The organism is Spongiactinospora sp. 9N601 (assembly GCF_044326295.1).
Lineage (GTDB): Bacteria > Actinomycetota > Actinomycetes > Streptosporangiales > Streptosporangiaceae > Spongiactinospora > Spongiactinospora gelatinilytica.
In genome coordinates this window covers 362,729-387,776 of the sequence record NZ_JBIRBB010000004.1, presented here as the reverse complement: position 1 = coordinate 387,776, position 25,048 = coordinate 362,729, and the positions used below count along the sequence as shown (strand labels likewise).

The window sequence follows — 25,048 nt, the reverse complement described above, 5'->3', positions numbered from 1 at the left end:
GGCACATGCCCGCCCGACCGCTCCGCGAACTGATCGACTTCGCCCGCCGTAACTCGCCCTTCTACGGCGAGCTGTACCGCGACCTCCCCCAGGGCGTCGCCGAACTGACCGAACTGCCGATCATCGACCAGACCGCCTTCTGGGCCGCCAACACCTGGCCGGACAACCGGCTGCTGACCGGCCCGCTGACCGACGCCGCCATCTACACCTCCGGCGGTACGACCGGCGCACCGAAGTTCTCCCCCTGGACCCGCACCGAACACGCCGACTCGGTGACCGCCTTCGGCGCGGGCATGGTCGCGGCCGGGCTGCGGCCGGGGCACCGGGTGGCCAACCTGTTCCTGGCCGGGGAACTGTACGGCGGGTTCCTCTACATCGAGCACTCGCTGCACAACGCGCCGGTGGAGAACGTCCGGCTGCCGATCGCCGGGCACGCGGCCGACGACTTCATCGCCGGCCTGATCGGCACCCTCGGCATCAACGTACTGGCCGGGCTGCCCAACAAGCTGGCCCGGGTGGCCGAGGAGGTGACTTCACGGGGCGGGGCCGCCGACTCGGTGGAACTGCTGCTGTTCGCCGGCGACCTGCTCTTCGACGACCTGCGGCCGGTACTGGCCAAGGCGTTCCCCCGGGCGACCATCGCCTCCCTGGGCTACGCGTCGGTGGACGGCGGCCTGATCGGCGCCCCGGTCCCGGGCGGCGACGTACGGGTCCACGAGGCATTCCCCAACCGGACCGTGGTCGAACTGATCGACGAGGCCACCGCCGCCCCGATCACCACCCCCAGCCGCCCCGGCCGGGTCGTGGTCACCAACCTCTTCCGAACCCTGATGCCCATCATCCGCTACCCCGTCGGCGACCTCGCCGAATGGACCGACGCGGAGTGCCGCAGGTTCCGCCTGGTCGGCCGTACCACCGAGGGCGCCAGGGTCGCGAACGTCCCCATGGGCGTCGCCGACATCCGCAAGGTCCTCACCGAGGCCGCCCCGGCCCTGTCCGGTTCCCAGCTCCAACTGGTCCAACGCCGCTGGAACGGCCGCGACGGCCTCCTCCTCCGCATCTCCTGCGCCTCGGAACCCCCCACCGACCTGACCGACCAGTTGATCAAAGCCATCTACGCCGCCAAGCCCATGTACCCAGAAAGCGTCACCGCCGGCACAGTCCACCCCCTGTCCATCGAATGGGCCCACCCCTCCACCCTGGCCATAAACCCCCGCAGCGGCAAAGTCCTCCCCGTAGTAGACGAACGCCCCCACATCTAAAAACCCAGCGCGGCCCCCGCCCAAAGCAGGGGCCGCGCCCCCGCACGAAAAAGAACCGCGCTACCGCACGAAAAAGAACCGCGCTACCGCGCGAGAAAAACCGCGCTACCGCGCGCAATCGCCTTCGCTCCGCTCAGCCGCGTTTCCCATGTCGGGCTCCGCCCGACCGCTAGCGCCACCGGCTAAACGATCAACACTGCCCGCGATTACTTGTCACCAGTCTCAATCACACATGACCGGCCTCGCACCCTGCCCTGCTATAGCCTCGGCGGGGCCATCCTCAGCCGGCACGAGATGCCTGGGAGGAGCCTTCCGGTCACCGGCAGAAGGGCAGAACGTGACTGGCCACCCCCGCCCCCGATCGCCTGATCTCTAATCCGCTGCCGCCCGTCCTCGGCCTGTCCGACGGCAACCACGCCAACTACCTGTGGGACGGCCGCGACCAGCAGGTCCGCCTCCTCGACTGGGAAGACTCCGGCCATAGCGACCTCCAGCGCGCGACTGGTCGCCGAGTTGGTAGCGCTTCGGAAGCTTTGGTTTCTCGCCCGCCGCGACGAGCTCATTGCCGACGCCGATGCATTCGCCGCGGATATAGTCCGTGACCGTACCTCCGGAATAGACGCTTCGCGGTCTCCAGAATGAGTAGACATACCGACATCATGGGTTCTGGGCGGCTCATCGAGGCGGCGTACCGTGCCAAGCCCTCGACCAAGGCGCGTGGTCGCGGGGGCGGCACTTCCTCGGAGGTTGGAATGCGTCCGGCCATCGGACCTGACGCTCCACCAGCACAGCGGCAAGGCCGTCCCTGCCGTGGACGAACCTCCACCCCCAACCAATCTCCTCGGGGCCGTCACTTTCAGCTTTACGCCGGATAATGTCGATTGATTCTGGGATGTTCACACAGGAATAGGCTCGCATACGCGTAGGGCCATGCTCTCTCATGGCCGCATCGTCGAGCATACGGACGTGAGTCTTGGGGACGGCCGGTACGTCCACGTGGCGACATTTCCATTCATCATTGGATCGGCTCCCCGCTTATCCTCCGTTGTGGCTGTCGATCGTCGATCTCGCCGAACCGGCGCAGGCCCGGGATCGGGAGCACGGCGACGATCGAGACGACCAGGGCGATACCGGCGAACCCGGCCAGCGTGGCGGTGCCGAGGTCGGCGAGCAGCCACCCCGCGACCACATAGCCGACCGGGCTCAACCCGGCCGTGGCCAGCCCGTCCACCGAGAACACCCGGCCCAGGTACCGCGCGGGCACTCCGGTCTGCAACGCGGTCGTCCACAGTACGGCGAACACCGCCAGCCCCGCACCCGTCAGGGCTGAGGCCGCCAAGATGATCGACGGGTGCGCCGCCAGTGTCAGGGCCACCGTCTGGGGCGCTTGGGCCAGCAGGGCGAGCATGGCGATCCAGCCCCGGGAGCGGGACCGGATGCCGGCCGCCAGACCCGCCCCCAAGAACGCGCCGGCGGCCTCCGCGGCCACGATCCACCCGTACCACGCACCCTCACGCCCGGTGAGCACCGGCAGGATCAGCGCAACCGGCGCGGCGACCAGCGCCATCTGGACGGTCCCCTGGATCATCACCGCGGCCATCCACGTACGCGAGGAGACGTAACGCAGGCCGTCGGCGATCTCGGCGGCCAGCCGGGGCCGGCCTTCCGGCGCCTCGGCTACCACCTCCGGCACCCCGGCAAGGGTGAGGATGCCGACGACGAAGGTCACGACGTTAACGCCCAGCGCCCACTGCGGCGACGTCGCCACCGACAGGGCCCCTCCGGCGGCGGCCCCCAGAAGGGTCGTCAGCCGGTTCGTGGTCGAGCGCAGCGCGTTGGCACCGGGCAGCCGATCCGGCGGCACCAGGCTCGGCAATATCGCCATGTACGCCGGGCGGTACAGACCCGTCCCGACACCCAGCAACCCGGACAACGCCCCCAGCAGCCACAGCGGCGCGAACGGCCCCGCGAGGAGGACGCCGGTGACGGCGGCGGCGCGCAGCAGGTCGGAGACGATGATGATCCGGGCCCTGCGGTGCCGGTCGGCCAGCGCGCCTCCCACGAGAATGGAGACGATCCCGCCGAGTGCGGACATACCGAGCACCGTCCCCAGCGCACGGGGTGCGTCCTCGCGGGGTAGCAGCAACAGCGCCACCGACACCCCGTACGCGGCGTCCCCGGTCAGGTTCATCACCTGTCCTGCCCACACCCGCCGGAAAACGGGGATGGACAGCGGGGCGAACATGGCCCTCATCGACCGTTCTCCTCCGCCTCGGCGAAAACGCCGAACTATCTCCTCGGGGCCACCTGAGGCCGGTCATCTCGTTCGCGTACACCCCGCCCAGTGGCGCCGTCCCAGCGCACGAACATGGACTGCCGCGTGACCCTCACCCAAAGAAGCGCGCGTCAAACGCCCTTCAGAACACGATCAAGTGCCGCGCGGCCTATGGGTCCCCAGTTCGGCTTGCCGCCGGGAAGGCCCCGCTCTCCGTTCTGCCCCATGAGCATCAGAAAGAGGCTCTTCATCGCGGCCAGCCCGCGGGCGCGCCGGATCGCCGCTTCGTCCGCATGCGCGTACATGTCGAAGAACCGTGAGGCCGTACCCGCGGGCAGCAGCAACCATGCGGCGGCGAGGTCCCACGCCGGATCGCCGGCGAACATGTCGCCGAAATCGACGATGCCCGAGAGCGTTCCGTCCGAGACGACGACGTTCGCGGGATGGAGGTCGCCGTGCACCCACACCGGCGGGCCCTCCCACGCGTGAGCCGCGACGGCGTCGTCCCATACGGCCCGGACCTCGGCGGCGGCGATGTCGTCGGGGGCAACGGCCTGAAAGAAGTACTCGAAACCGTCCGTGCAGTCCCTGGGATGGGCACCACGGTCCGTGGCGACCGGCGCATCGGCGGGCGCCTCCACATGAAGCGCCCGGAGGAAACCCGCCAACGTGTCGGCCGCGTGGGCGCCACGGCTGATCGAGCCATGATCCAACGGCTCGCCGGGAACCCACGTCATCACGGTCCAGTGCTTGGGGAAACGCTCGGACGGCTCGCCGAACCGCACCGGAGTCGGCACCGGCAGCGGCAGGCGCGGAGCCAGTACGGGTAGCCACCGCCGCTCCTTGAGCTGGAGCTCCGGGGTGGGGTCCATGCGCTGCATGCGCACGGCCAACTCATCCCCGAGACGCCACATCTGGTTGCCCCACCCGCCCGCCACCTCGCGGATGGCCAGCCCCGCAAGGTCCGGATGTTGCTCCTGCAGCAGGTCACGGACCAGATCTGCGGTGATCTCGATCTCGGCGTCGGTCATGCGAAGTCACTGTACTGAGGCGGCAGGGTGAACGCCTGGCTGGGCAAAGTCGAAGGTCTGCGGGTCAGCTCGAAAGCGGCAAAGCTCCGTGTGCTGTACCCAGGTGGCGTCATGATCCTTGGCTCAGGCGGAATCGAACCAGGGCTTTTGGGCGGCCCAGTGCTCGACCCACCCGGCGAATCCGGGTCCTCCCGTGGTGAGGCCGAACTCGGCGCCGAAGGGTGCCGCGCCTTCGCCACCACGTGACCTACGTCCATGGCCGCGACTCCGTCGGTGACAGCCGACTCTGGGCGTCGACCACGCCCGCAAGGGCATCGGTGGAATCGGTCAGTCGCCGGAAGTCGTGGGTTGACCTGGGTAATGTCCGCGGTAGACGGCTCCACTGATCAGGTCCACGAGGTTCCTTGCGTGCTGGATCGTGCGTGGGATGCCGATCCGAGATCCGTCACGGATTCGCACCTTGGCGGCGGGACCCCGCTCGCCCTCGTTGAAGTTGTAGTCAACGGCCTCTATGTCGTCCCAGGGGATCGAGCGTGTGCCGCGGGCGTCGACGTGGACGAAGCCGCCCTGGTACAGCTGGAATTGCTCATCGCGATGCCGCCGGTAGTGGATCACGTTCCGGGTCGAGAAGACCATGACGGTGAAGGCCAGGCCGGCCACCGAGGCGAAACCGCCGATCGGGACGACGTGGCCGGAGGAAGAGGGGGTGAGATCCCACACCATCGCTCCGACGGTGGCCACCAAGACCGCGGCGCTGATCACCGATACCCGGATCGAGGACTTCAGTGGCCGTTGCGGCGGCTGGTTGTCGAACACGTGCACCAGTGTTCCCAGGTTACGGTTTCCGCTGCGGGCGGCCCGCATTTCGACGATCTTCTCCGCCTGCGTGCGACCGAGCTCCCGCATCACGCGCCGGTGCTTCCAACTGTCGCGTATCCACAGCGGAAAGCCCGCGAGGCACAGCATGAACAGCACCCCACCCACAAGCACTCCCACGGGGAGATACCACGACGAATCCGTCTCCTGTCCCACTGCAACGAGGCCCCACGGCGACATGTCCTTCTCCCCTCTCCGTCGTCGTGCCACCGGCGCCGCGCAACACACGCCGGGGTCTCGCGGCTGCAACGCACGTGCCCAGCTACGTCGTCCTCGCGAACGTGCACCTCGTTCGCTCCCACATAACCCTTTGCAGCACACTCATCGTCCCACCGCAAGCCCGAGAACGCTGCTACTCCTCACCGGCAAACGCAGTCGCCACTTGCCTACGCGACCAAGGACGCGACCGGCGTGAGCGTTGCCGACCTGCCGACCACGGCACCGAGATCGAACGCCTTCTCCGTGTGCTGCACCGGGTGGCCCGGGCGTGATGCGCGGCGGCATCAGACGTCCCGGGATTGCGCGCACCCGAGATTGTGGCTTATCGTTTTTCGATAGTATCGATAATCGATAAGGAGGCTCGCATGAGACAGCCGACTTCGACACCGGGATCAGGAGCCGGAGGGCTCGGGGGCCGCGGCAGGTCCTGGTTACGGGGGCTGCACGCAGCGGTCCCCTCCCTTCGGGAGTCGAACTCAACAGCGACCACGTGGACGCTACCGTGCTCGTGGCGGGAGCGGATCCCGCCATCGGGTTCTACCACCTCCTGACCTGGCTGCCGCTGACCGTGGTGAACGTCCTGTCGTTCTGGTGGCTGGCCCGGCTCCTGGCCGGCGGTCTCAAGAGCGACCGCGCCCTGTTCTCCGCACAGGCCACCCGACGTCTGCGCCTGATCGGCGTGGTCCAGCTCGTCGGCGCGGCGGTGATCCCGCTCACCGCCGACATGATCCGAAGTACGCTCTCCATCCATGCCCTCGGCGTCGGCGCGTACTACGGGGACCTGTCCCCGGCCGCCTTCACCGGCGGTGCGCTCGTCGGGCTCTCCGCACTCGCCGTCTCCGAAATCATCCGGAAAGGCCGCCTCATGCTTGAGGACCTCGAAGGAACCGTCTGATGGAAGGCGAACCCGCGCACGGCATCGAGATCGCGCTGGGCGAGATCCTTGCCGAACGTGGCCTCACCCTCACCGAGTTGTCCATGAGGGTGGGAATCACCCTCGCCAACCTGTCGATCCTCAAAAATGGGCACGCGAAAGCCATCCGCTTCAGCACACTTTCCCGCCTGTGCGAAGAACTCGACTGCCAACCCGGTGACCTGCTGCGGTACAGAGGCGCCGAGAACTCCGGCGAACAACGGGAAACGTAAGAAGACCGGCCAATCCCATCGAGCCATAGATCAGCAGGTCCAGGCCATGGCCTAGCTAGGGGCCCATGCCGGACTCTCGACGCGTGACCTTCAATGAACGAACGTTTTCCGAAGACTGCGCCCGGCTTTGGTGAGCAGGGGATTGTGCTCGAAACTCTGTTCGCGGCGACCAGGGCCAGAGGTCACTCGTGTCCGGGTGTACCGACGCGGTGCCGGTGGCCGTGCAGGAAGGTGTGAACGCCCGCGGTGACCGTCTCGGTGATCTTTTCGGCGGGCAGAGTGGCGTAATGCGTCGGCAACCCGGCCGAGACCAGTAGGAGCAGGTGCAGCGCCGCGCGGTCGGGGTCGTCGACACGGAGCACGCTTTGCTTCGCCAACCGCCGCAGGTGGCCGGCCAGTTCGCGGCGGACCCGCCGTGGCCCGGTCTCCTGCCAGGCGTCGATCGCTTCCTGGGGGATGTGGCCCGCTTCGGCGGTGATCTGCCTGACCAAGGAGAAGTGCGCGGCGCTGCCGGGCCTCGGCGTCACCCAGTCCCGCCCGAACTCGATGAGGTCGCTCTCCACGTCGGTGACCTTGCGCAGGTGGCGGTCGATGATCGCGATTTGGATATCGGCGGCCTGCTGTGCGCTCTCCTGGATCACGACGAGGAACAGTTCGGCCTTGTCGGTGAAGTGGTTGTAGATGGTCCGGGTGGACACCCCTGCCTCGGCCGAGATCGCATCGACGCTGGCACGGGTGTAACCGTCGCGGGCGAACACCGTCAGAGCGCCGTCCAGGATCGCCTGCCGCTTGCCGCTCGGCGCCCGGCGAGGGCGGGGTGTCGTGCTGTCTTCACTGGTCACCGGAGGTCCTCCATTGATTTGCAATGTTCGTTTTACTTTTTGCCATGAGCGTTGTACTTTACCTCATGCCGCACTCGGGCGGCACCTCGTGAGGAGAACAGCGCATGATCAGGATCGCCATTGTCGTCGGCAGCACCCGCCCCCACCGCCGGACCGCGGTCGCGGCCCGCTGGGTCACCCAAGTCGCCGCCCATCACCCCGCCGTCACCGCGGGAGAAGTCGCCTTCGAGGTCGTCGACCTGGCCGAACACAGCCTGCCGGTACTGGATGAGCCGCTGGCCGCCCTCTTCGGCACCTACCACCACCCCCACACCAACCGGTGGGCCCAGACCATCGCCTCTTTCGACGGATTCGTCTTCGTCACCCCGGAGTACAACCACTCGGCCCCGGCCGCGTTGAAGAACGCCATCGACTTCCTGTTCGCCGAGTGGAACAACAAGGTTGCCGGGTTCGTCAGCCATGGCGTTCATGGCGGTGTTCGCGCCGTGGAGCACCTGCGGCAGGTCATGACCGAACTGCAGGTCGCCAACGTGCGCACTCAGGTCGCGCTCTCGGCCTTCACCGATTTCGAGATCACCGATCCCGCCGAGCCCGGCACCATCGCCCCCGGCCCGCACCAGGAGCCGACCCTGAACGAGTTGCTCGACGAGGTCATTGCCTGGTCGCGGGCGCTCAAGCCGCTGCGCCAAGAAGTCGGCCAGGTGGCGGGCGCATGAGCATGCGCTACCGGCTGCTGGGCCGTACGGGATTGCGGATCTCGGAGGTCCTCCTCGGCGCGATGCCCCTCGGTGAGGAAGAGATCGGCGCCTCGTCCCACAAGGCTCTTCGCGTCTTGGCCCTGTACGGGGAGGCCGGCGGCAACCTCATCGATACCGCGAACTCCTACTCGGGCGGACGGAGCGAGACCAGCCTGGGCCCTGGGCGAACTGCTGACCGGTCGCCGCGACAGGTTCGTCTTGGCCGGTGAGCACACCGTCTCGCGCGACGGCAGCGATCCCAATGTCGGCGCCGGTCACCGCGAGAATCTCACTCGGTCCCTGGAAGCCGGCCTGCGCCGACTGCGTACCGAGCATCTCGACCTGTACCGGGTCCATCGGTGGGACCGGCACACCCCGATCCAGGAGACCATGAGGGCGCTGGACGAGGCCGCCCGCGCCGGAAAGATCCTCCAGGTCGGCCTGTCCGATGCGGCCACCGATCTCACCCTCGGCCTTCTCGGCCACTTCCTCGCCCAGGCCGGTCCGGCGGTGTTCGGCGAGCCCTCCGCCAGGCTCGATGGAAGGCCACTGCCATGGACATAGAACCCCGACCGGCCGTGACCTTGGCCGCGGTCCTGCTGGGCTTCCTCGCGCTGCCGATGCTGATGTCCGGCACGACTGTCGCGCTGCCGCAGATCGGGGCCGACCTGCACGCCTCCGGCCCGGCCCTGCAATGGGTGCTCGTCGGCTACTTCCTTGCCGCCTCGTCGCTGATGCTGGTGGCCGGCTCGCTGGGTGACCTGTTCGGACGTCGGCGCATCTTCGCCATCGGCGCCGTCATCTACACCACCGGAGCCGGGATCAGCGCCCTGGCCCACGACATCGTGCTGCTGAACGCGGCCAGGACCCTGTCGGGAATGGGCGCGGCCGGCGTGCTGGCCGGCGGCGGCGCGATCCTCGGCGCCACCTTCACCGGGACCGCCCGCACCCGGGCGTTCGCGGCCACAGGCACCACCGCCGGCATAGGTTTGGCCGCCGGCCCGGCCCTGTCCGGCGCCCTGGTGGACTCCCTCGGCTGGCGGACCACGTTCGCCGCCTTCGCCGCCGTGGGCCTCGTACTGGGCGCGGCCACCTGGTTCATGCCGGAATCCCGGGCGGCCGACCGGCACAGGATCGACCTTCCCGGCACCCTCACCCTCATCGGCGCTCTCGCGCTGGTCATGTTCGGGATCAATCAGGCGGCGGCGGCCGGGTGGGGCGAGGCGCAGGTGTTCGGGCCCATCGGCGCCGGGCTGCTCCTGCTGGTGGCCTTCACCCGGATCGAGCACCGCAGCCCCCATCCAGTGCTCGATCTGAGCATGCTGCGCGACCGGCGGTTCATGGCCTGGTCGCTGGCCGGCCTGTTCGTCGTCGCCGGGCCCGCCGGGGTGGAGGTCTACCTGCCCGTCTACCTGCAGGGCGCGGGCACCTCCTCGGCCCGATCAGCGGGCCTGAGCATGCTGATGCTGACCGCCCCGGTCCTGCTTCTGCCGCAGGTCGCCGCCCGGCTGATCAACCGCGGCATCCCGCCCCGCCGCCTCATCACCCTCAGCCTGCTGCTGATCGCGGCCGGCAACGCCTGGCTCACCGTACTCCACCCCGCCATCACCACCCTGGAGCTCCTCGGCCCGCTGGCCACCATCGGGATCGGCCTGGGGCTGGGAGCCGGCCTCGCCGACGCCCAGGCGCTCAACCAGGTGGGGGCTGACCGAATCGGCATGGCCACCGGCCTGCTCAACACCATCCGCGCCGGTGGTTCCACCCTGACCATGACGGCCTTCGGCACCGGGTTGATCACCCTGCTCCAGTCGCGGGTCGGGGCCGCCCAGCCCGCCGCCCGGATCGCCGCAGGAGACCTCACCGGCCCAGACCAGGCCCGGCACGCCGCCCTGTTCACCGACGCCTGGCAGTTCGCTTTGTGGTCCGTCGCCGCTCTCTGCACCGTGATCGCACTGGCCGTCTGGGCCTTCCTTGCCCCGTCCCGACGGCGAGCCGCCGCCGATCACCCGTCCGGTTCTGGCTCCGAAGCGACTCTCACGCCTGCCACGGTCGAACCGATCTCTCAGCCGTCCGACAACCGCACCTCGAATTTCCCGCTGGAGAAGTGATGTTCATCGCCTGCGTCGTCTTCGCGATCTCGCTATCGCCGCTCCTGGTGATCTCAGGCCGGGCCAAGCTCGTAAAGACCCGTAGGTGGCGGCCACCACGCCCCGCCTCGGGGTGAAGCCGCACGGGTTCCCGACGCCGGCCGCCGCGATCACCTAGCGGGTCCGCCCAGGTGGTGGGGCTCGGTGTGCTGGGGTACGTCCAGGATTTGGCGGGGGCGTACGCGATACCGATCCTGTGGGCGCGGGAATTCGAGGAGGTGTCGGGGGGAGAGTGGCGGGTGCGGCTCGGGGTGTGGCATCCGCCATTGAGATACCTGCTATTGCGCATTCTGGGAAACGTCGCATCTGGCGGCGGTGTGGGGGCGTCGATTCGGCGGATGACCCCGTGTGATCAAAGCCTGGGATTGTCATAGCGCCCTTGGTGTGGTGACCGTCAAGCTGGTGGCGCAAGGCGTCGGGCGAAGCCCGACACAGGGAACACGGCTGAGCGAAGCGAAGACGATTGCGCGCGGGAGCGCGGTACCGCAGGAGGTGGGGCTGGCGCGCTCAGCGGGCTGGGGCTTGCCCGCTGAGCGCGACGCCCCCCGTCGCCTCGGCGTTCAGCCGAGGTACGCCTCGCGGATGCGAGGGTCGGCGAGCAGGTGCTCGCCGGGGCCTTGGAGGGTGGTGCGGCCGAGGTCCACGACGTGGCCGTGGTCGGCGAGGGTGAGGGCGGCCAGGGCGTTCTGCTCGACCATGAGGATGGTGGTGCCCTGGTCGCGGAGCAGGGCGAGGGTGTCCATGATCCGCTGGATCATGATCGGGGACAGGCCCATGGTGGGCTCGTCGAACATGACCAGCCTCGGGCGGGCCATCATCGCCCGGCCGATGGCCACCATCTGCTGCTCGCCGCCGGAGAACAGCCCGGCCCGCTCCGTCCGCCGCTCGCCGAGTACCGGGAAGAGGTCGTACACGCGGGCCAGATCGGACTCGATCTGGCGGTCCCGGCGCAGGTGCGCGCCGAGCAGCAGGTTCTCCTCGACGGTGAGGCCGGTGAACAGCCTGCGGCCCTCGGGGCAGTGCGCGATGCCCGCGGCCAGTACGGCGTGCGCGGGCAGCCGGTGGATCGGCCGCCCCCCGAAGATGATCTCCCCACGAACCGGACGGAGCAGCCCGGAGATCGTGCGCAGGGTGGTGGTCTTGCCCGCGCCGTTCGCGCCGACCAGGCAGACGATCTGCCCTTCGGCGACGGTGAAGCTGATGTCCTTCACCGCCTCGATGGCGCCGTAGGCGACCGACAGTCCGTGTACCTCTAGCATTCGGCCGTCCCCAGGTACGCCTCGATGACCCGTGGGTCGTCCCGCACGGACGTGGGCGGGCCCTCCACCAGCATCCGCCCGCGCACCAGGACGTGGACGTGGTCACAGAGGGAGAAGATGAACTTGGTGTCGTGCTCGATCACCACCACGGCGATCCCCCGGTCGCGGATGCCGCGGATCAGGGTGCCGATGGCGGCGGTCTCGGCGCCGTTCATGCCCGCGGTGGGCTCGTCCAGCATGAGCACCGCCGGGTCGCCGGCCAGTGCCCTGGCGATCTCCACCCGGCGCTGGTCGCCGTAGGACAGGCTGCTGGCCGGGCGGCGGCCGTCGGGGTCGAGTCCGACGAAGGTGAGTTCGGCGCGGGCCCGTTCGGCGGCCTCGGTCTCGCTGCGGCGGAAGCCGGGGCTGCGTACCAGCGCGCCGAGCAGCGACTGCCTGATCCGGCTGTGCCGGCCCACCAGGACGTTGTCCAGTACCGACATCTCACCAAAAAGGCGGATGTTCTGGAAGGTCCGCGCCACCCCGCCGCGCATGGCCTCGGCGGGGTCGGCGGGCAGTGGCCGCCCGCCGAGCGTGATCCGCCCGGAGGTGGGGGCGGACAGGCCGGTCAGGCAGTTGAACAGGGTGGTCTTGCCGGCGCCGTTCGGGCCGATCAGGCCGACGATGCCGGTGTCGGGTACGGCGAGCGAGACGTCCTCCAGCGCCACCAGCCCGCCGAACCGCATGGAGACGCGTTCCGCGATCAAGGTCATGACGACGACACCAACCCCCGTGGCCGGAACCGCATGATCAGGATGAGTGCGAGCCCGAACAGCATCAGCCGGTAGTCGCTGAACTCGCGCAGCTTCTCCGGCAGCACGAACAGCAGCGACGCGCCCACGACCGCGCCGGGCACGGTGCCCATCCCGCCCAGGATGACCGCGGCCAGCAGCGTGACGGACTCGCTGAAGTCGAAGCTCTCGTAGCCGACCGTGCCCAGCTTGTGCGCGAAGACCGCGCCCGCCAGGCCCGCCATCGTGGCGCCCACCAGGAAGGCGAGGATCTTGGCCCGCCCGGTGCGCACGCCCATGGCCCTGGCCACGTCCTCGTCCTCCCTGATCGCCTCCCAGGCCCGCCCGGTACGGCTGTGCTTGAGGTTGACCAGGACGACCATGGCCGCCGCCACCATCAGCACCGCGAGCCCGTAGTACAGGAACCCGCCGGGCAGCGCGCCGACCGGCTGGTTGAACGCCTGCCCGAACAGCGTGATCGGCGGGATGCCGGGGATCGCGTTGACGCCGCCGGTGAGACCGCCGATGTCGTTCTGCGCCGCCCGGAAGAAGATCTCGCCGAAGGCGAGGGTCACGATGGCCAGGTAGTCGCCGCGTACGCGCAGCGTGGGCGCGCCGACCACGACGCCGAAGAAGCCCGCGACGGCGGCCCCGGCGAGCGCCGCGACCGGGAAGGGGACGCTGTGCGCGAGGTTCGCCGCGGTGAACGCGCCGATGCCGAGGAAGGCCACGTAACCGAGGTCGAGCAGGCCGGCCAGGCCGACGACGATGTTGAGCCCGATCGCGGTGGCCGCGTACACGCCGATGGTGGAGGCCACGGTCATCCAGTAGCCGGTGCCCGCGCCGGTCACCGGCAGCAGCAGCGCGCAGGCCAGCATGACGGTGAAGGCGAAGATCCGGTGCCGCTGGGTCAGGGCGGCGAGCCAGGCCAGGACCCCGTACGCGGACAGCACTCCGACCAGGGCGAAGGCGAAGCCACAGAAGGCGAGGAACTCCGCGCCGCCGTGCGGATTGGTGGCCCGGCTCTGGCCGCCCGCGGTCAGGGTGGCCGACACCAGCCAGAGCAGGCCGGCGAAGGCGGCCAGCAGCGCGGGCCAGGCGAGCGCGCGACCCGGGAGCGGCAACGACAGAGCCGGTACGGCCGGCCGCCGCCACACCAGCAGCGCCCCGCCCACCAGCGCGACCGGCCCGCCCGCGGACGGCGCGCCGAGGCCGATCAGGAACGCCAGGTGGACCACCGCGATGACGACCACCCCGATGCCCGCCGGCCTGCGCGCCCGGCCCGCCAGACCGGCCAGGCCCAGCAGCACCAGGTGCAGCCGGAAGCCGCTGACCAGGTGCGGGGCGTCGAAGAACTGCAACGTGGCCCGGTCGGGGTAGGCCCCGCCGGGTAGTACGAAAGCGGCCCACGGCAGCAGTGCGCCGACCAGGACCAGCGCCGCGCCCGCCAGGGCGAGCAGGTCGGGGCGAGAGCGCGCCGGGCTCGTGTGCTTTTCCTCGGTGGCGTCAACCAGGATCGTCACGCGCGCACCCTTTCCGGCCGGCCCAGGAATCCCTGCGGGCGGAACATCAGCACCAGGATCAGCAGCACGAACACCCACACGTAGTCGTACTGGGCGCCGCCCCACGCGTACTGCCCGGCCAATGACTTGACCAGACCGAGGCACAGCGCCCCCAGCATCGCTCCGCGGATGCTGCCGATGCCGCCGAGCACGGCGGCGGTGAAGGCGAAGATGCCGTTCTGGAAGCCGATCGCGGTGTCGATCTGGGTGTAGTGGATGCCGTAGAGCACCGCCCCCACCCCGGCCAGCACCCCGCCGATCACGAAGGTCGCCAGCGTCACCCGGTCGGTGTCGATGCCCATCAGGCGGGCGGCGTCGGCGTCCTGGGCGGTGGCCCGCATGGCGCGGCCGAGCCGGGAGCGCTCGACGTACAGGTGTACGGCCGCGCCCAGCAGCGGGGCGACGGTCAGGGCGAGCACGCCCGTCCACAGCACGGTCACCGGGCCGACGGCGAGGCTGCCGTCCGGGAAGGCCCGGGGGAACGGCAGCGGCGCGGTCGCGCCCGGGTAGAACACCCGGACGACCTCCTGGAGCAGGATCGACACGCCCAGCGCGGTGATCAACGGGGCCAGCGTGTGCGCGCCGCGCAGCGGCCGGTACGCCAGCCGTTCCATGGCCATCGCGACGACGACCGAGACCGCCACCGCGGCCAGGAACATCACCGGCAGGGCCGCGTACCAGGGCACGCCCACGGGCAGCACGTACAGCGAGATGAAGTGGGCGCCGAACGCGCCCACCATGAACACCTCACCGTGGGCGAAGTTGATCAACTGGACGATGCCGTAGACCATGGTGTACCCGAGTGCGATCAACCCGATCAGCGCACCCAGCACCAGGCCGTTGACGATCTGCTGGGCAAGGGTCGCCACAGGTCACTTCGCCTCGAACTCGCCGCTGGTCATGTCCTTCCAGACACCGGAGTCGACCTGGTAGACGGTGAACAACTTGTTGACGCTGTCGCCGTACTGGTCGAAGCCGACCGTGCCGTTGGCGCCCTGGTCGGTCCGGTAGCCCTGGACCTCCTTGATGAGTTCGGTGCGCTGCGCGGGCGCGCCGGTCCAGTCGGCCTTCGCGGTCACCTTGCCGATCGAGGTGATCAGCACGTTGGCCGAGTCGTACGCGAACGCCCCGAACCCGCCGTAGCCGTCGGAGAAGCCCTTCTTCTTGTACGCCTCGACGAACGCCTTGCCGCTGTCCAGCTTCTCGATCGGGGCCCCGACCGAGGTCGCGATGTCGCCGTCCTTGCCGCCCAGCGCGATGAACTGCGGGTCGAACAGGCCGTCGTTGCCGGAGATCGGCACGTTCAGGCCGAGGTCCTTGGCCTGCTTGCTGAGCGGCCCGGCGACGTGGTACTCCGAGCCGATGTAGATCGCCTCCGGCTGCTTGGCCTTGACCTTGGTCAGCACGCTGGCGAAGTCGCTGTCGTTCTCGTTGACCTTCTCCCTGATCACGATCTCCGCGCCGAGGCGCTCGGCCTCGGCGGCGAACTGCGTCGCCATGTTCTCGCCGACCGCCTTGCCGTCGGTGATGATCGCGAGGCGCTTCTTGCCCTCCTTCTCCACCATGAAGCGGGCGTTGAAGGGGCCCTGGAGGTCGTCGGTGCCCACGACGCGGAAGTAGTTGTCGTACTGCCGCTTGGGCGCGGTCGCGAAGTCGGCGCCCCGGGTGAGCACGGGGTCGGTGTTGCCCGGCGAGATCTGCACCAGCTTGGAGCCGGCGATCTTCGGCTGGATCGCCCGCGCCACCCCGGAGTTGTACGAGCCCACGATCCCCACGACGTTGGGGTCATCGGCGAAGCGTTGCGCGGCGGCGGCGCCCTTGTCCGGGTTGGCCTCGTCGTCCTGCGCGTCCACGGTGAGCTGGTAGCCCTTGACCGCGCACTTCTGGTTGGCCTGCTCGACCGCGAGCTGCGCCGAGTTGCGGATGCCCAGGCCGATCGCCGAGAGCTTGCCCGACATCGGGGCGATGACCCCGATCACCAGCCTCCCCTTGCTGGTGTCGCAGCCCGAGCCGCCGCTCGCGGTCTCGGTCTTGTTGGCGGCGCAGGCGCCGGCACCCAGTACGGTGCCGAGCGCCAGCAAGCCGGTCAGCACGGCCGTGCCCTTGGTCTTCAACGGAAATCTCTCCTGCCACGAAGTGGTCGGTTCATTACAGCCAGACCGCGGCAAGCTAGGTGCGCCGGCTGTCCACTTCACAGGTCAATCCCTGGCCAACATCTGACCATTCGACGAGTGGTAGGTAAGCGGCGGCGAGTGGACAGTAAGTGGACGGTTTCTGGTCTCCAGAATGAGCAAAAACACCGGCTATCGTGAAATGCGGGAGGTGAGGAGACGACATCAATCGCGTGCTTTCTGGTCCTGTGCGGTGCCGTACAGCTCCAGGTGCCACAGTTCGGCGCAGACACGCTCGATGCCGGCGACCAGGTGCCTGCGGTAGGTGGTGAACGGCAGGCCCAGCCGTTCCGCGGCCACCTCCTGGGTGGGTGCGCCGTTCAGGAAGGTCGCCGACAGGGCCCGGTGAAACTTCACCGAGCGCGGGTCCTCGCCCAGTTCGTCGATCACCTGGCGGAGCAGGTCGCGCAGGGTGGTCGCCGGGTCGGCGCCGCCGCGTTCAGTGATCAGCCGGGTGCGGGTCAGCGGGGAGGCCGCCAGCGCGTCCAGCCGCGACATCTGGCGCAGCGCCTGCCTGATCGCCTCGGCGAACTCCGCCCGCGACAACACCGCCAGCTTCGCGGAGGGGAACTGACCGACCGACACCGGCACGCGGCTCAGTCGCTCCAGCCACGCCTGTGCGGGCACCGCCCGCCAGTCGTGGGTGAACAGCGTGAAACGGACGCCGTCCACTATCGGCCGTTCGGTGTGCTCGTCCAGCCCGTAGCGTCGCAGGCATTCCACGATGCCCTGGTTGGGACGCCGCATGGCGATGTAGGACCAGGCCATCCGCTCCGAGCGCAGGCTGTTGCCGACCGCCCGCCACGCCATCAGGTCCATCGCCGGGGTCGCGCGCAGGCAGGAGGGGATGCCCCAGATCCGGCCGACGGCCAGGTGCTCGCCGGCCCGCAGCGGCGCGGTGGCCCGCGCGTGCGCCCATACGCTCGCCACGACCGGATCGGCCGCGATCTCCTCATCGGCCGGGTCCGACAGGGTCAGCCAGGCGAAGAAGGCCACCGGTTCGCCGGTCTCGACCAGCCGGTACGCCCGGAACGCCTCCGGCTGCCGCTGCGCCCAGAAGACGGCCGCCGCCGCCGACTCCTCACCGTCGGATTCCGCGGCCACCTGACAGAGCCTGTCAAGGTCACCGGCACGCAGAAAGCCCTCTTCGACCAGCGCTTCGGTGCGGGCGCTGTAGAAGGCGGAGCTGGCCTCCTCGTCACGATGCAGGTAGAGCAGCGCCCCCACCGCGCCCACGACGTCCGTGTCCGACACGGTGTGCACCTTCTCGTACAGGTGTTCGTGAATGCGCTCGTGCATCTCGGCGTGCCCCTGGGGGTCCCGCCAGCGGAAATCGATCTCCAGTCCTTCTCTGACCACGTCGTGCGGGAACAGCCCGAGGCTGCTCGACTCCACGAACGGCAGCCGCCGCAGCCACCGGAACAACATCCCGGCCTGTTCCGGCATGAACGCGCGCAGCAGGTCCTCGGTCGTCACGTACGCGTGCGCGCAGATCTCCAGCGCCTTCTGGTGCGCCGCCGAGGGCACCTCGCCCACCATCTGGTCCAGCAGCGTGGACACGGCGTCGTGGCACAGCACGGTACCGGCGTCGCGTGCGCCGTTCCGGGCCGCCGCCGCGAGCAGCAGCGCCAGCGGGTGCCCGCCCGCGAAGCTCAGCACCGATTCACGAAGTTCGTCGGCGACGCCGCAGGAGTCCAGCAGCGCGTGGGTCTCCTCGGCCGGCAGGTCGCGCAGCGTTATCACCTTCAGCGCCCCGACCCATCCGGGATCGGCCTGCCACTGCATCTCCGGGGGGAACCGGCCCGCGATCACCACCAGCGCGCCCATCGGCACCCTGGGCAGGAACCTTTCCCGCAGCCATCCCTCCAGGCTCTGGATCTCCTCGAAGGCGTCGATCAGCAGGACGGCCCGGTCGTCGCGCAGCACCTCGCCGGCCTCGGCCTCGAAGGCCGCGACCGACGCGGGCAGCATCCGCCCGTCCAGCTTCACCACCGGCCGCCCCACCGCCTCGGCCTCCTGGGTGAATCGGCGCAGCAGCGCCGATTTGCCGATGCCGCCGGGACCGTGGACGTACAGCACACTGCACCCGTTGCCGTATAACGCCGCGTTGAAGACCGCCAGCTCCTCCTGCCTGCCCACGAAGGCCAGCTCGCGCGCGGCCTGCAGTCGCCATCCCAGCAATCCGGTCTTGTAGTCGGTCGCGGTTGACATACCTGTAATCCTCCTTGAGCGCCTGCCGGGGTCGGATCCCTGGCGAGCCCCCCATGAGCTCGTCGGTACGACTACTGACTGGAACCACCGTTGGGCTCCGCCGTTGCGTGACAAAACTACGAAACGATGACAGGTCGCGACGATACCCCTCGCTACCGGCCGAAGGTACAGCTAGCTGTAGAGCGCATAAAGCGCGAAATGTGGTTAGCCTGAACCAGCAGGCAGAATGCAGTCCGGCAGATATGCGCGGATCATTTAGTGCACATTAACCATCGGCACCTCGCCAGGGGCGCTACTCCTGGTGTACCCGGGCCCGGGTCGGGCGGGAGCGGAACCTGCTCTCCGCCTCGGCCGGCCGCCGCGTCAGCGGCTCGTCCGGCTGCTCCCCGTCCGTGACCGGCTCGATCAGGTCCTCGATCGCGCAGTCGAGGATGTCCAGAAGGGCCATCAGCACCCGCAGGTTCAGCCGTTCCGGCCGCTCGGTGACCAGGCGGTAGACCTGGCTCTGCGACAGGTGGAAACCCCGTTCGGCGAGCAGCGGGCGCAGGTCGGTGGTGGCGTACATCCCCCGGCCGGCCATCACCGCGCGCAGGTGCCAGCGGTAGTCCAGCTTCGCCGTCACAGCGCCCCCATCATAGAAAGCGGCGCCGACACGGAACGTAGTCGCCGCGAGCGGTGCCCGACCTGCTCGCGCACGAACGCCGGGTCCGTGCCGTCCTCCAGCAGGTGGGCCATGTAGGCGGTACGCACGCAGTACAGCGTGAGCGCGCGGTCCAGGCCGAGGGCGTCCCGGTAGCCGGCGAAGCGGTCCTCGATCTCCCTGGTGCGCAGCCGGCCGCCGCGCTCGGTCGGCCACATGGCCGGCAGGTGACCGCCGCGGTACCGGGGCCGGACGTTGGCCAGGTAGTCCTGGACCGCCTCCACCGCCCACGGCATCAGGCTGACGACCGTCCGCCGCTGTGGAGCGTTCTTGGTCCGGCGGCCGGTGCGCACCCGCAGTGAGCCGAAGCGACCCAACTGCGGGGCGTCCGGGTGGGGCTGGAAGTCGGCGACGTCCAGCGCGGACGCCTCCGAGCAACGCAGCCCCCACGCGTAGATGACCTTGAAGACCGTGGCGTCCCGGTAGCTGGCCAGCGCCCCCTTGTGTCCCTGACGGAGGGACTGCTCGACCTGCTCGTCGGCGTGGTCGAGGAGGAGCTGGATCTCCCTGCGGGTCATCGGCCGGCGCCCGGGGTCGCCCTGATAGCCCACGAGATGCGCGTCGGTGTTCCAGTCCTGGCAGACCTGTACGGGAGTCGCGCCGAAGTGGGCCTCGCACTCCGCCACCCAGCCGTGCTGCGGCGAGGTGACGTAGTCGCAGAAGAGCCGGAGCGCGGCCTGGTAGCCGCGCACGGTCGACTGCGCCCTGCGCCGCTCCGTGGTCAGGTGGGTGATCCACCTGTCCACGTGCTCAGGCGACCACTGCCAGGGATAGGCGACGATGAACCGGGCGAACCGGCGCACCACCTGTTCCCGGAAGGCGATCGTCGACGCCTGGAAACGCCCGGTGCCGCCTTGTTGCCGCGCCCACCCCTCCAACATCGCGTCGAAGACGGCCGCCTCGATCTGCTCACCGGACACGCTCTCTCCATCATGGTAGGGCCGGTCAGGCACCGGCCAGTTCGCGCGCCGTGACGCTCAACCCGAAGGCATTGCTGGCCTTGACGAGCACCACGTCGCCCGGTTCGAGAAGTTCTTTGGCCAATCTGACTGATCCGGGGACGTCTTCGGCCAAGTGGACGGACACACCCGCGTTCGCGAACTCCGTCTCGCCCGCCATCGCGACCGGATCCCCGGGTCCGACCGCGATGAGTACGTCGATGCCCAGGTCGGCCACCAGCCTGCCGAGCTGGACATGCCGCTCCCGGCTGGCCTCCGGGTGCATGCCGCCCATCGCGCCGAGCACGGCGACCGTACGGCGGGACCCGGCGAGCGCCTTCAGCGCGTGCAGCGCCGCCCGCATGGACTCCGGGCCGGCATTGTAGGCGTCGTTGATGATGGTGACGCCGTCCGCCCGTTCGACGATCTCCAGCCGGCCGCCGGAGCGGCGCCGCGCCGCGTTCAGCCCGGCGGCGATCTCCTCGATCGGGACCCCCAGCGCGGTCGCGGCGGCGGCGGCGGCCAGCGCGTTGCTCACCTGGTGCTCGCCGATGACGTCCAGCGTGACCCGGGCCCGGCCGGTGGGGGTGACCAGCTCGAACGTGGGCCGCGCCCCCTCGCCCAGCCGTACGTCCTCGGCCCGCACCTGCGCCGTCTCCGACCTGCCGAACGTCATGACGTGGGCCTTGGTCCGGCCGGTCATGCGGGCGACGTACGGGTCGTCGATGTTGATCAGCGCGTGGCCGTCCGGCGGCAGCGCCTGGACCAGTTCGCTCTTGGCCTCGGCGACGTGCTCCAGGGTGCCGCCCATGGTGGTCATGTGGAAGTTGGCGACGTTGAGCACCACGCCCACGGACGGCGGCGCGATGTTGGTCAGGTACCGCAGGTCGCCCTTCGCGCCCGCGCCCATCTCCAGGACCAGGTACCGGGTGGCGGCGTCGGCCCGCAGCACGGTGAGCGGCAGGCCCAGCTCGTTGTTGAACGACCGGTCGGTGGCGATCGTGGAGGCGTGCCGTTCGAGTATCTGGGCCAGCAGGTCCTTGGTGGTGGTCTTGCCCATCGAACCGGTGATGCCGACCACGGTCGGTTCCATCCGCTCCAGCGTGTGCCTGGCCAGTACGCCGAGCGCCGCCTCGACGTTCCCGACCACCAGGGCGGGCACGCCGACCGGCCGGGAGGCCAGCACCGCGACGGCCCCGTCGCGGATGGCGGCGGCGGCGTAGTCGTGCCCGTCCACGCGGGCGCCGACCGTGGCGGCGAACAGCCCGCCGGGCACGACCTCGCGGGAGTCCACCGTGGAGGGCGCGGTCACCAGCGCCTCGGGGTCGGGCACGTCGTGCAGGCCGGCGTCGAGCAGCCAGGCGATCTCGTTCAGCGGCATCGGTATCATGAACGGCTCCTCGCGAGCGCCAGGCCGATCAGCCGGTGCAGCACCTCGGGGTAGGGCACCCCGCTGGCCGCCCACAACTTGGCGTAGATCGAACGCGAGGTGAACCCGGGCATCGTGTTGATCTCCAGCACGTTGATCCGCCCGCGGTCCTCCTCGTAGAGGAAGTCGATCCGCGACAGCCCGTAGCCGCCGACCGCGCGGAAGGCGCGCAGCGCCAGTTCCCGCACGTCCTCGGCGACCCGCTCGGGCAGATCGGCCGGGACGATCACGGGGTCGATGGTGGCGTGGTACTTGGCCTCGTAGTCGTTCCAGCCCTCGGAGAGCGGGCGCAGCTCGCTCACCGCCGACAACTCGGCCTCGTCGTAGCCGCCGAGCACGCCGCAGTTCAGCTCGCGGGCGGTCACGCCCTGCTCGACGATGACCACGCGGTCATAGGTGAGGGCCAGTTCGACGGCCTCGGCCAGATCGTCGGGGGAGGTGACCCGGGTGATCCCGATGGAGGAGCCCATGTTGGCCGGTTTGACGAACAGCGGGTACTCAAGCGGCTTGACCAACCCGGCGACGTCCGTCGTGGTACGCCAGTCGCGCTCGGTGAACCACACGCCGGGGGTCATCGGGATGCCCTCGGCGGCGAAGGCGCGGCGCATCGCGATCTTGTCCATGGCCACGGCCGAGGCCAGCACGCCGCAGCCCACGTACGGCAGGCCCACCGTCTCCAGATGTCCCTGTACCGAGCCGTCCTCGCCGTAGGGCCCGTGCAGCACCGGGAAGACCACGTCCGCCATGCCTCGACGTAGCTCCACCGGCCACCTGCCCTGCCGGTCGATCACGATGGGGAATGGGTCGTACAGGTCCCGGGGCAGAGCGTCGAGCACGGCCTGGGCCGACTGCAGCGACACCTCGTGCTCGGCTGACGGCCCTCCCGCCAGCACGGCCACGCGCAGGCGTTCAGTCACGGTCGATCGACCTTCCTTGCAGGGGGACGGGGGACATATGGGGGACATCGGTACGCGCAACACCTGAGTGTCGGGCCTTCTCCTGGTCAAATCCCAGGCCATTCACTGCCCAGTTCTTGACCGCTGCGTACGTGTCAGGGGTGCGACGGGGCGTCATGGGGTCACGCCAAACGAATCCTGAACTGTCACGAAAGGACACCGTACGCACTCCATGGCCTCGGGCGTAATCCATGCTGGTCACGAACCCTGACCACGGCCATGGCGGTGGCCATGACGGGGACCTACCACTCAGCAGTCCACTTTTTGTCCATTTACCGCGCTGTGCCGATGGTTCCGGCGTTCCGGACGAACCGAACGGGGGGACAGGGTCCCGCTAGGCTCGTCCCATGACGACATCCTTCCGCCTGATCGTCACCGGGGGCGGGTCCGGCGGCCACACCTACCCGGCCCTCACCGCCGTGCGCACGCTCCGGGCCAGGCTCGCCGCGCAGAGCAGAGCGCTGGAGGTCGTGTGGATCGGCACGAGCACCGGCATCGAGTCGCGGGTCGCGCCGGCCGACAACATTCCCTACGCGACGGTCGCCACCGGCAAGATCCGCCGCTCCGCCAACTTCCTGAAGATGCTGTCCCCGGCCAACCTGCGGGACATGGCCCGGGTGCCGCTCGGGGTGGCGCAGGCCCGGCGAATCGTGTCCGGGTTCCGGCCGGACGTCGTCCTGGCCACCGGCGGCTACGTCGCCGTCCCCGCGGGCCTGGCCGCCCGCATGTGCGGCCGACCGCTCGTGCTGCACGAGCAGACCGTGCGGCTGGGGCTGGCCAACCGCAAGCTGGCCGGTTCGGCCACCCGCATCGCGGTCTCCTCCGAGTCCACGATCCCGCTGCTGCCCGAGGCGGCCCGGGGCAACGCCGTCGTCACCGGCAACCCCATCCGGCCCGAGCTCCTCAGCGGCATCCCCGACCGGGCGATCCACGCCCTGCGACTGCCCGGCTTCGACCGGCGGCTGCCCACGGTCTACGTCACCGGCGGCTCGCTCGGGGCCAGGCAGGTCAACCACGTCGTGCGCGACCTGCTGCCGTGGCTGCTGGTCCGGGCCAACGTCATCCACCAGTGCGGCCGGGACATGTACGACGAGCTGCGCCAGCAGCTCCCGCCCATGCACCCCGAGCTGGTCGGCCGCTACCACCTGACCGGGTTCATCGGCCCGGAGCTGCCCGACGTGCTCGCCCTGGCCGACGTCGTGATCTCCCGTTCGGGGGCGGGCACGCTCGCCGAGCTGACCGCGCTCGGCAAGCCCGCCGTCTTCATCCCGCTGGCCACCTCCGCGGGCAACGAGCAGGCCCACAACGCCCGCCATCTCTATGAGGCGGGGGCGGCGATGGCCCTGCTCGGCGAGGTCACCCCGGAGACCCTGCGCCACGCGGTCGAGCCGCTGCTGACCGACCCGGCCCGGCGGGCCGCGGTGGCCGCCCAGGCCCGCGCGCACGGCAAGCCCGACGCGGCCGACCGGCTGGTGGACGTCATCCTGTCGGTCGCCCCGGCTCCGGTGCCCGGCTGACCTCATACGGCTTCCGGCCGCGGCCGGTACCCGAGCCGCCCCCTGGTGGCGACGAGCAGGACGACCGCCAGGGTGGTGGTGGCCAGCAGTTGCACGGGCATGGAGCCCGCGTGCGAGCCGATGGTCGGGAACATCGACTCGAAGGCCAGCGAGAAGAAGGTGTTGATGCCGATGTGCAGGATGATGGCCAGCGGCAGGCTCTCGCCGGTCCGGTTGAACACCCAGGTCATCACGATGCTGAGGGTCACGCAGGAGGCGACGAACTGCACCACCGTCAGCGGCTGCACGTCCGGCCAGCCGCCCCACTCGCTGAGGAACAGCGGCAGGTGCCAGACGCCCCACAGCGGCCCGAGGATCAGCGTGGCCACGACCGGCCCGTACTTCGCCTGGAGGCGGGGCAGCGCGAAGTCCCGCCAGCCCGGCTCCTCGGCGATGCCGGTCGTGACGAACTGCAACAGCATCAGCGGCAGGTAGAGCACCAGCACCTGGGCCGGCGGGGCCTGGATCTGCCCCCCGCTGATCGCCAGGGACGTGATGATCAGTGCGCCCGGGACGCCGACCAGCACCCCGAGGTACCAGCGCCAGCTCACCCGCCACTTCCACAGGCGCGCGGTCCAGCGGCGCACGCCGCGCCGCCCGTCCGCGATCCTGGTCACCAGGTACGCCGAGGCGATCGGCCCGAGGTAGGCCCCGGGGAGCATGCCGAGGATCTGCGTCGTCCCGAGCACCGCGGGGAAGCTCCACTCCCAGACCCCGAGGCCGGTCCCCGAGAGGATGTACGGGATCCAGGCGAGCCAGCTCAGCGTGTTGGCCAGGATGAAGAAGGACAGCAGCGGGCGGCGGCGGATGAACCCCGTCAGCCCGCCGGCGGACTGCCGATCGACATCCGCCAGACGGTCGGTGACCATCGTTGTTTCCTCTCGGAGGCGCTTGATTCGTGCCGGATCAGCACATCACCGGCGGCCTCCGAAGTCGCTGTCACCAGCACCCCAAGTGGGGG

24 protein-coding genes are annotated in these 25,048 nt (G+C 69.7%); 9 read left to right on the top strand and 15 right to left on the bottom strand.

The features are described 5' to 3' along the window. The first annotated feature begins 5 nt into the window (after positions 1–5). The gene (locus ACH34R_RS11610; protein WP_397561365.1) at positions 6–1,262 is read left to right on the top strand and encodes a hypothetical protein; all 1,257 of its coding nucleotides are present in this window, start codon (positions 6–8) and stop codon (positions 1,260–1,262) included. Positions 1,263–2,277: 1,015 nt separating this feature from the next. Here ACH34R_RS11610 and ACH34R_RS11605 read toward each other — a convergent pair. Together ACH34R_RS11605 and ACH34R_RS11600 are read right to left on the bottom strand one after the other, a co-directional pair. After that, a complete protein-coding gene (locus ACH34R_RS11605; protein ID WP_397561364.1) occupies positions 2,278–3,516 on the bottom strand; it encodes an MFS transporter in 1,239 nt (412 codons plus the stop codon). A 152-nt stretch (positions 3,517–3,668) separates the two neighbouring features. Next, a complete protein-coding gene (locus ACH34R_RS11600; RefSeq protein ID WP_397561363.1) occupies positions 3,669–4,568 on the bottom strand; it encodes an aminoglycoside phosphotransferase family protein in 900 nt (299 codons plus the stop codon). Between the two features lie 27 nt (positions 4,569–4,595). On the opposite strand from ACH34R_RS11600, the gene ACH34R_RS11595 reads away from it, so the two are divergent. Next, entirely contained in the window at positions 4,596–4,814 is a 219-nt protein-coding gene (locus ACH34R_RS11595; protein ID WP_397561362.1) for a hypothetical protein, read from the top strand. A gap of 81 nt (positions 4,815–4,895) precedes the next feature. Here the strand turns inward: ACH34R_RS11595 and ACH34R_RS11590 are convergent, their stop codons facing one another. Beyond that, positions 4,896–5,552 (bottom strand): hypothetical protein, encoded by a 657-nt coding sequence (locus ACH34R_RS11590; RefSeq protein ID WP_397561361.1) that lies wholly within the window; start codon positions 5,550–5,552, stop codon positions 4,896–4,898. A 601-nt stretch (positions 5,553–6,153) separates the two neighbouring features. Between ACH34R_RS11590 and ACH34R_RS11585 the strand changes: the two genes are divergently transcribed. Both ACH34R_RS11585 and ACH34R_RS11580 read left to right on the top strand, forming a co-directional pair. Beyond that, a complete protein-coding gene (locus ACH34R_RS11585) occupies positions 6,154–6,558 on the top strand; it encodes a hypothetical protein (RefSeq protein WP_397561360.1) in 405 nt (134 codons plus the stop codon). Further along, on the top strand, positions 6,558–6,809 hold the full coding sequence (locus ACH34R_RS11580) for a helix-turn-helix domain-containing protein (protein WP_397561359.1): 252 nt from the start codon (positions 6,558–6,560) through the stop codon (positions 6,807–6,809). Before ACH34R_RS11585 ends, ACH34R_RS11580 begins: the two co-directional genes overlap by 1 nt. A gap of 182 nt (positions 6,810–6,991) precedes the next feature. Here the strand turns inward: ACH34R_RS11580 and ACH34R_RS11575 are convergent, their stop codons facing one another. Then, complete coding sequence (locus ACH34R_RS11575) at positions 6,992–7,651, bottom strand: TetR/AcrR family transcriptional regulator (RefSeq protein WP_397561358.1); 660 nt, start codon at positions 7,649–7,651, stop codon at positions 6,992–6,994. A 104-nt stretch (positions 7,652–7,755) separates the two neighbouring features. Between ACH34R_RS11575 and ACH34R_RS11570 the strand changes: the two genes are divergently transcribed. From ACH34R_RS11570 to ACH34R_RS11555, 4 genes are read left to right on the top strand one after another with little or no spacing between them, the layout of a single operon-like run. Further along, positions 7,756–8,367 (top strand): NADPH-dependent FMN reductase, encoded by a 612-nt coding sequence (locus tag ACH34R_RS11570; RefSeq protein ID WP_397561357.1) that lies wholly within the window; start codon positions 7,756–7,758, stop codon positions 8,365–8,367. Continuing rightward, positions 8,364–8,618: an aldo/keto reductase gene (locus tag ACH34R_RS11565; RefSeq protein WP_397561356.1), complete on the top strand. Its 255-nt coding sequence runs from the start codon at positions 8,364–8,366 to the stop codon at positions 8,616–8,618. The genes ACH34R_RS11570 and ACH34R_RS11565 overlap by 4 nt, the downstream gene beginning before the upstream one ends. After that, complete coding sequence (locus ACH34R_RS11560; RefSeq protein WP_397561355.1) at positions 8,608–8,952, top strand: aldo/keto reductase; 345 nt, start codon at positions 8,608–8,610, stop codon at positions 8,950–8,952. The genes ACH34R_RS11565 and ACH34R_RS11560 overlap by 11 nt, the downstream gene beginning before the upstream one ends. Next, positions 8,943–10,496: an MFS transporter gene (locus ACH34R_RS11555; protein ID WP_397561354.1), complete on the top strand. Its 1,554-nt coding sequence runs from the start codon at positions 8,943–8,945 to the stop codon at positions 10,494–10,496. Before ACH34R_RS11560 ends, ACH34R_RS11555 begins: the two co-directional genes overlap by 10 nt. Positions 10,497–11,095: 599 nt before the next feature. Here the strand turns inward: ACH34R_RS11555 and ACH34R_RS11550 are convergent. The 10 genes from ACH34R_RS11550 to ACH34R_RS11505 form a co-directional block, all read right to left on the bottom strand. Next, positions 11,096–11,794: an ABC transporter ATP-binding protein gene (locus ACH34R_RS11550; RefSeq protein ID WP_397561353.1), complete on the bottom strand. Its 699-nt coding sequence runs from the start codon at positions 11,792–11,794 to the stop codon at positions 11,096–11,098. Then, the gene (locus ACH34R_RS11545) at positions 11,788–12,546 is read right to left on the bottom strand and encodes an ABC transporter ATP-binding protein (RefSeq protein WP_397561352.1); all 759 of its coding nucleotides are present in this window, start codon (positions 12,544–12,546) and stop codon (positions 11,788–11,790) included. Before ACH34R_RS11545 ends, ACH34R_RS11550 begins: the two co-directional genes overlap by 7 nt. After that, on the bottom strand, positions 12,543–14,087 hold the full coding sequence (locus ACH34R_RS11540; protein ID WP_397561351.1) for a branched-chain amino acid ABC transporter permease: 1,545 nt from the start codon (positions 14,085–14,087) through the stop codon (positions 12,543–12,545). The genes ACH34R_RS11545 and ACH34R_RS11540 overlap by 4 nt, the downstream gene beginning before the upstream one ends. Then, positions 14,084–14,995, bottom strand: a complete 912-nt coding sequence (locus ACH34R_RS11535; RefSeq protein ID WP_397561350.1) for a branched-chain amino acid ABC transporter permease — start codon at positions 14,993–14,995, stop codon at positions 14,084–14,086. The genes ACH34R_RS11540 and ACH34R_RS11535 overlap by 4 nt, the downstream gene beginning before the upstream one ends. A gap of 3 nt (positions 14,996–14,998) precedes the next feature. After that, positions 14,999–16,240: a branched-chain amino acid ABC transporter substrate-binding protein gene (locus tag ACH34R_RS11530; RefSeq protein WP_397561349.1), complete on the bottom strand. Its 1,242-nt coding sequence runs from the start codon at positions 16,238–16,240 to the stop codon at positions 14,999–15,001. 222 nt (positions 16,241–16,462) lie between these two features. Beyond that, positions 16,463–18,508, bottom strand: a complete 2,046-nt coding sequence (locus tag ACH34R_RS11525) for an ATP-binding protein (RefSeq protein WP_397561348.1) — start codon at positions 18,506–18,508, stop codon at positions 16,463–16,465. Between the two features lie 292 nt (positions 18,509–18,800). Further along, positions 18,801–19,130 carry a helix-turn-helix domain-containing protein gene (locus ACH34R_RS11520; RefSeq protein ID WP_397561347.1) on the bottom strand — a complete coding sequence of 110 codons (330 nt, stop codon included), beginning with the start codon at positions 19,128–19,130 and terminating at the stop codon, positions 18,801–18,803. Continuing rightward, entirely contained in the window at positions 19,127–20,128 is a 1,002-nt protein-coding gene (locus ACH34R_RS11515; protein WP_397561346.1) for a tyrosine-type recombinase/integrase, read from the bottom strand. Before ACH34R_RS11515 ends, ACH34R_RS11520 begins: the two co-directional genes overlap by 4 nt. A 25-nt stretch (positions 20,129–20,153) precedes the next feature. Beyond that, entirely contained in the window at positions 20,154–21,536 is a 1,383-nt protein-coding gene (gene murF, locus ACH34R_RS11510) for a UDP-N-acetylmuramoyl-tripeptide--D-alanyl-D-alanine ligase (protein WP_397561345.1), read from the bottom strand. Next, entirely contained in the window at positions 21,533–22,492 is a 960-nt protein-coding gene (locus tag ACH34R_RS11505) for a D-alanine--D-alanine ligase family protein (RefSeq protein ID WP_397561344.1), read from the bottom strand. The genes murF and ACH34R_RS11505 overlap by 4 nt, the downstream gene beginning before the upstream one ends. A gap of 386 nt (positions 22,493–22,878) precedes the next feature. On the opposite strand from ACH34R_RS11505, the gene ACH34R_RS11500 reads away from it, so the two are divergent. Beyond that, positions 22,879–24,048, top strand: coding sequence for a UDP-N-acetylglucosamine--N-acetylmuramyl-(pentapeptide) pyrophosphoryl-undecaprenol N-acetylglucosamine transferase (locus ACH34R_RS11500; protein WP_397561343.1), 1,170 nt, complete (start codon positions 22,879–22,881; stop codon positions 24,046–24,048). A 2-nt stretch (positions 24,049–24,050) separates the two neighbouring features. Here the strand turns inward: ACH34R_RS11500 and ACH34R_RS11495 are convergent, their stop codons facing one another. Further along, positions 24,051–24,956 carry a CPBP family intramembrane glutamic endopeptidase gene (locus ACH34R_RS11495; protein WP_397561342.1) on the bottom strand — a complete coding sequence of 302 codons (906 nt, stop codon included), beginning with the start codon at positions 24,954–24,956 and terminating at the stop codon, positions 24,051–24,053. Positions 24,957–25,048 lie beyond the last annotated feature (92 nt).

Bases quoted from the DNA above. Each gene is read 5' to 3' on its own strand.
- ACH34R_RS11610 (WP_397561365.1), top strand. From the start codon at position 6: ATGCCCGCCCGACCGCTCCGCGAACTGATCGACTTCGCCCGCCGTAAC.
- ACH34R_RS11605 (WP_397561364.1), bottom strand. From the start codon at position 3,516: ATGAGGGCCATGTTCGCCCCGCTGTCCATCCCCGTTTTCCGGCGGGTG.
- ACH34R_RS11600 (WP_397561363.1), bottom strand. From the start codon at position 4,568: ATGACCGACGCCGAGATCGAGATCACCGCAGATCTGGTCCGTGACCTG.
- ACH34R_RS11580 (WP_397561359.1), top strand. From the start codon at position 6,558: ATGGAAGGCGAACCCGCGCACGGCATCGAGATCGCGCTGGGCGAGATC.
- ACH34R_RS11570 (WP_397561357.1), top strand. From the start codon at position 7,756: ATGATCAGGATCGCCATTGTCGTCGGCAGCACCCGCCCCCACCGCCGG.
- ACH34R_RS11565 (WP_397561356.1), top strand. From the start codon at position 8,364: ATGAGCATGCGCTACCGGCTGCTGGGCCGTACGGGATTGCGGATCTCG.
- ACH34R_RS11555 (WP_397561354.1), top strand. From the start codon at position 8,943: ATGGACATAGAACCCCGACCGGCCGTGACCTTGGCCGCGGTCCTGCTG.
- ACH34R_RS11550 (WP_397561353.1), bottom strand. From the start codon at position 11,794: ATGCTAGAGGTACACGGACTGTCGGTCGCCTACGGCGCCATCGAGGCG.
- ACH34R_RS11545 (WP_397561352.1), bottom strand. From the start codon at position 12,546: ATGACCTTGATCGCGGAACGCGTCTCCATGCGGTTCGGCGGGCTGGTG.
- ACH34R_RS11525 (WP_397561348.1), bottom strand. From the start codon at position 18,508: ATGTCAACCGCGACCGACTACAAGACCGGATTGCTGGGATGGCGACTG.
- murF (WP_397561345.1), bottom strand. From the start codon at position 21,536: ATGATACCGATGCCGCTGAACGAGATCGCCTGGCTGCTCGACGCCGGC.
- ACH34R_RS11500 (WP_397561343.1), top strand. From the start codon at position 22,879: ATGACGACATCCTTCCGCCTGATCGTCACCGGGGGCGGGTCCGGCGGC.
- ACH34R_RS11495 (WP_397561342.1), bottom strand. From the start codon at position 24,956: ATGGTCACCGACCGTCTGGCGGATGTCGATCGGCAGTCCGCCGGCGGG.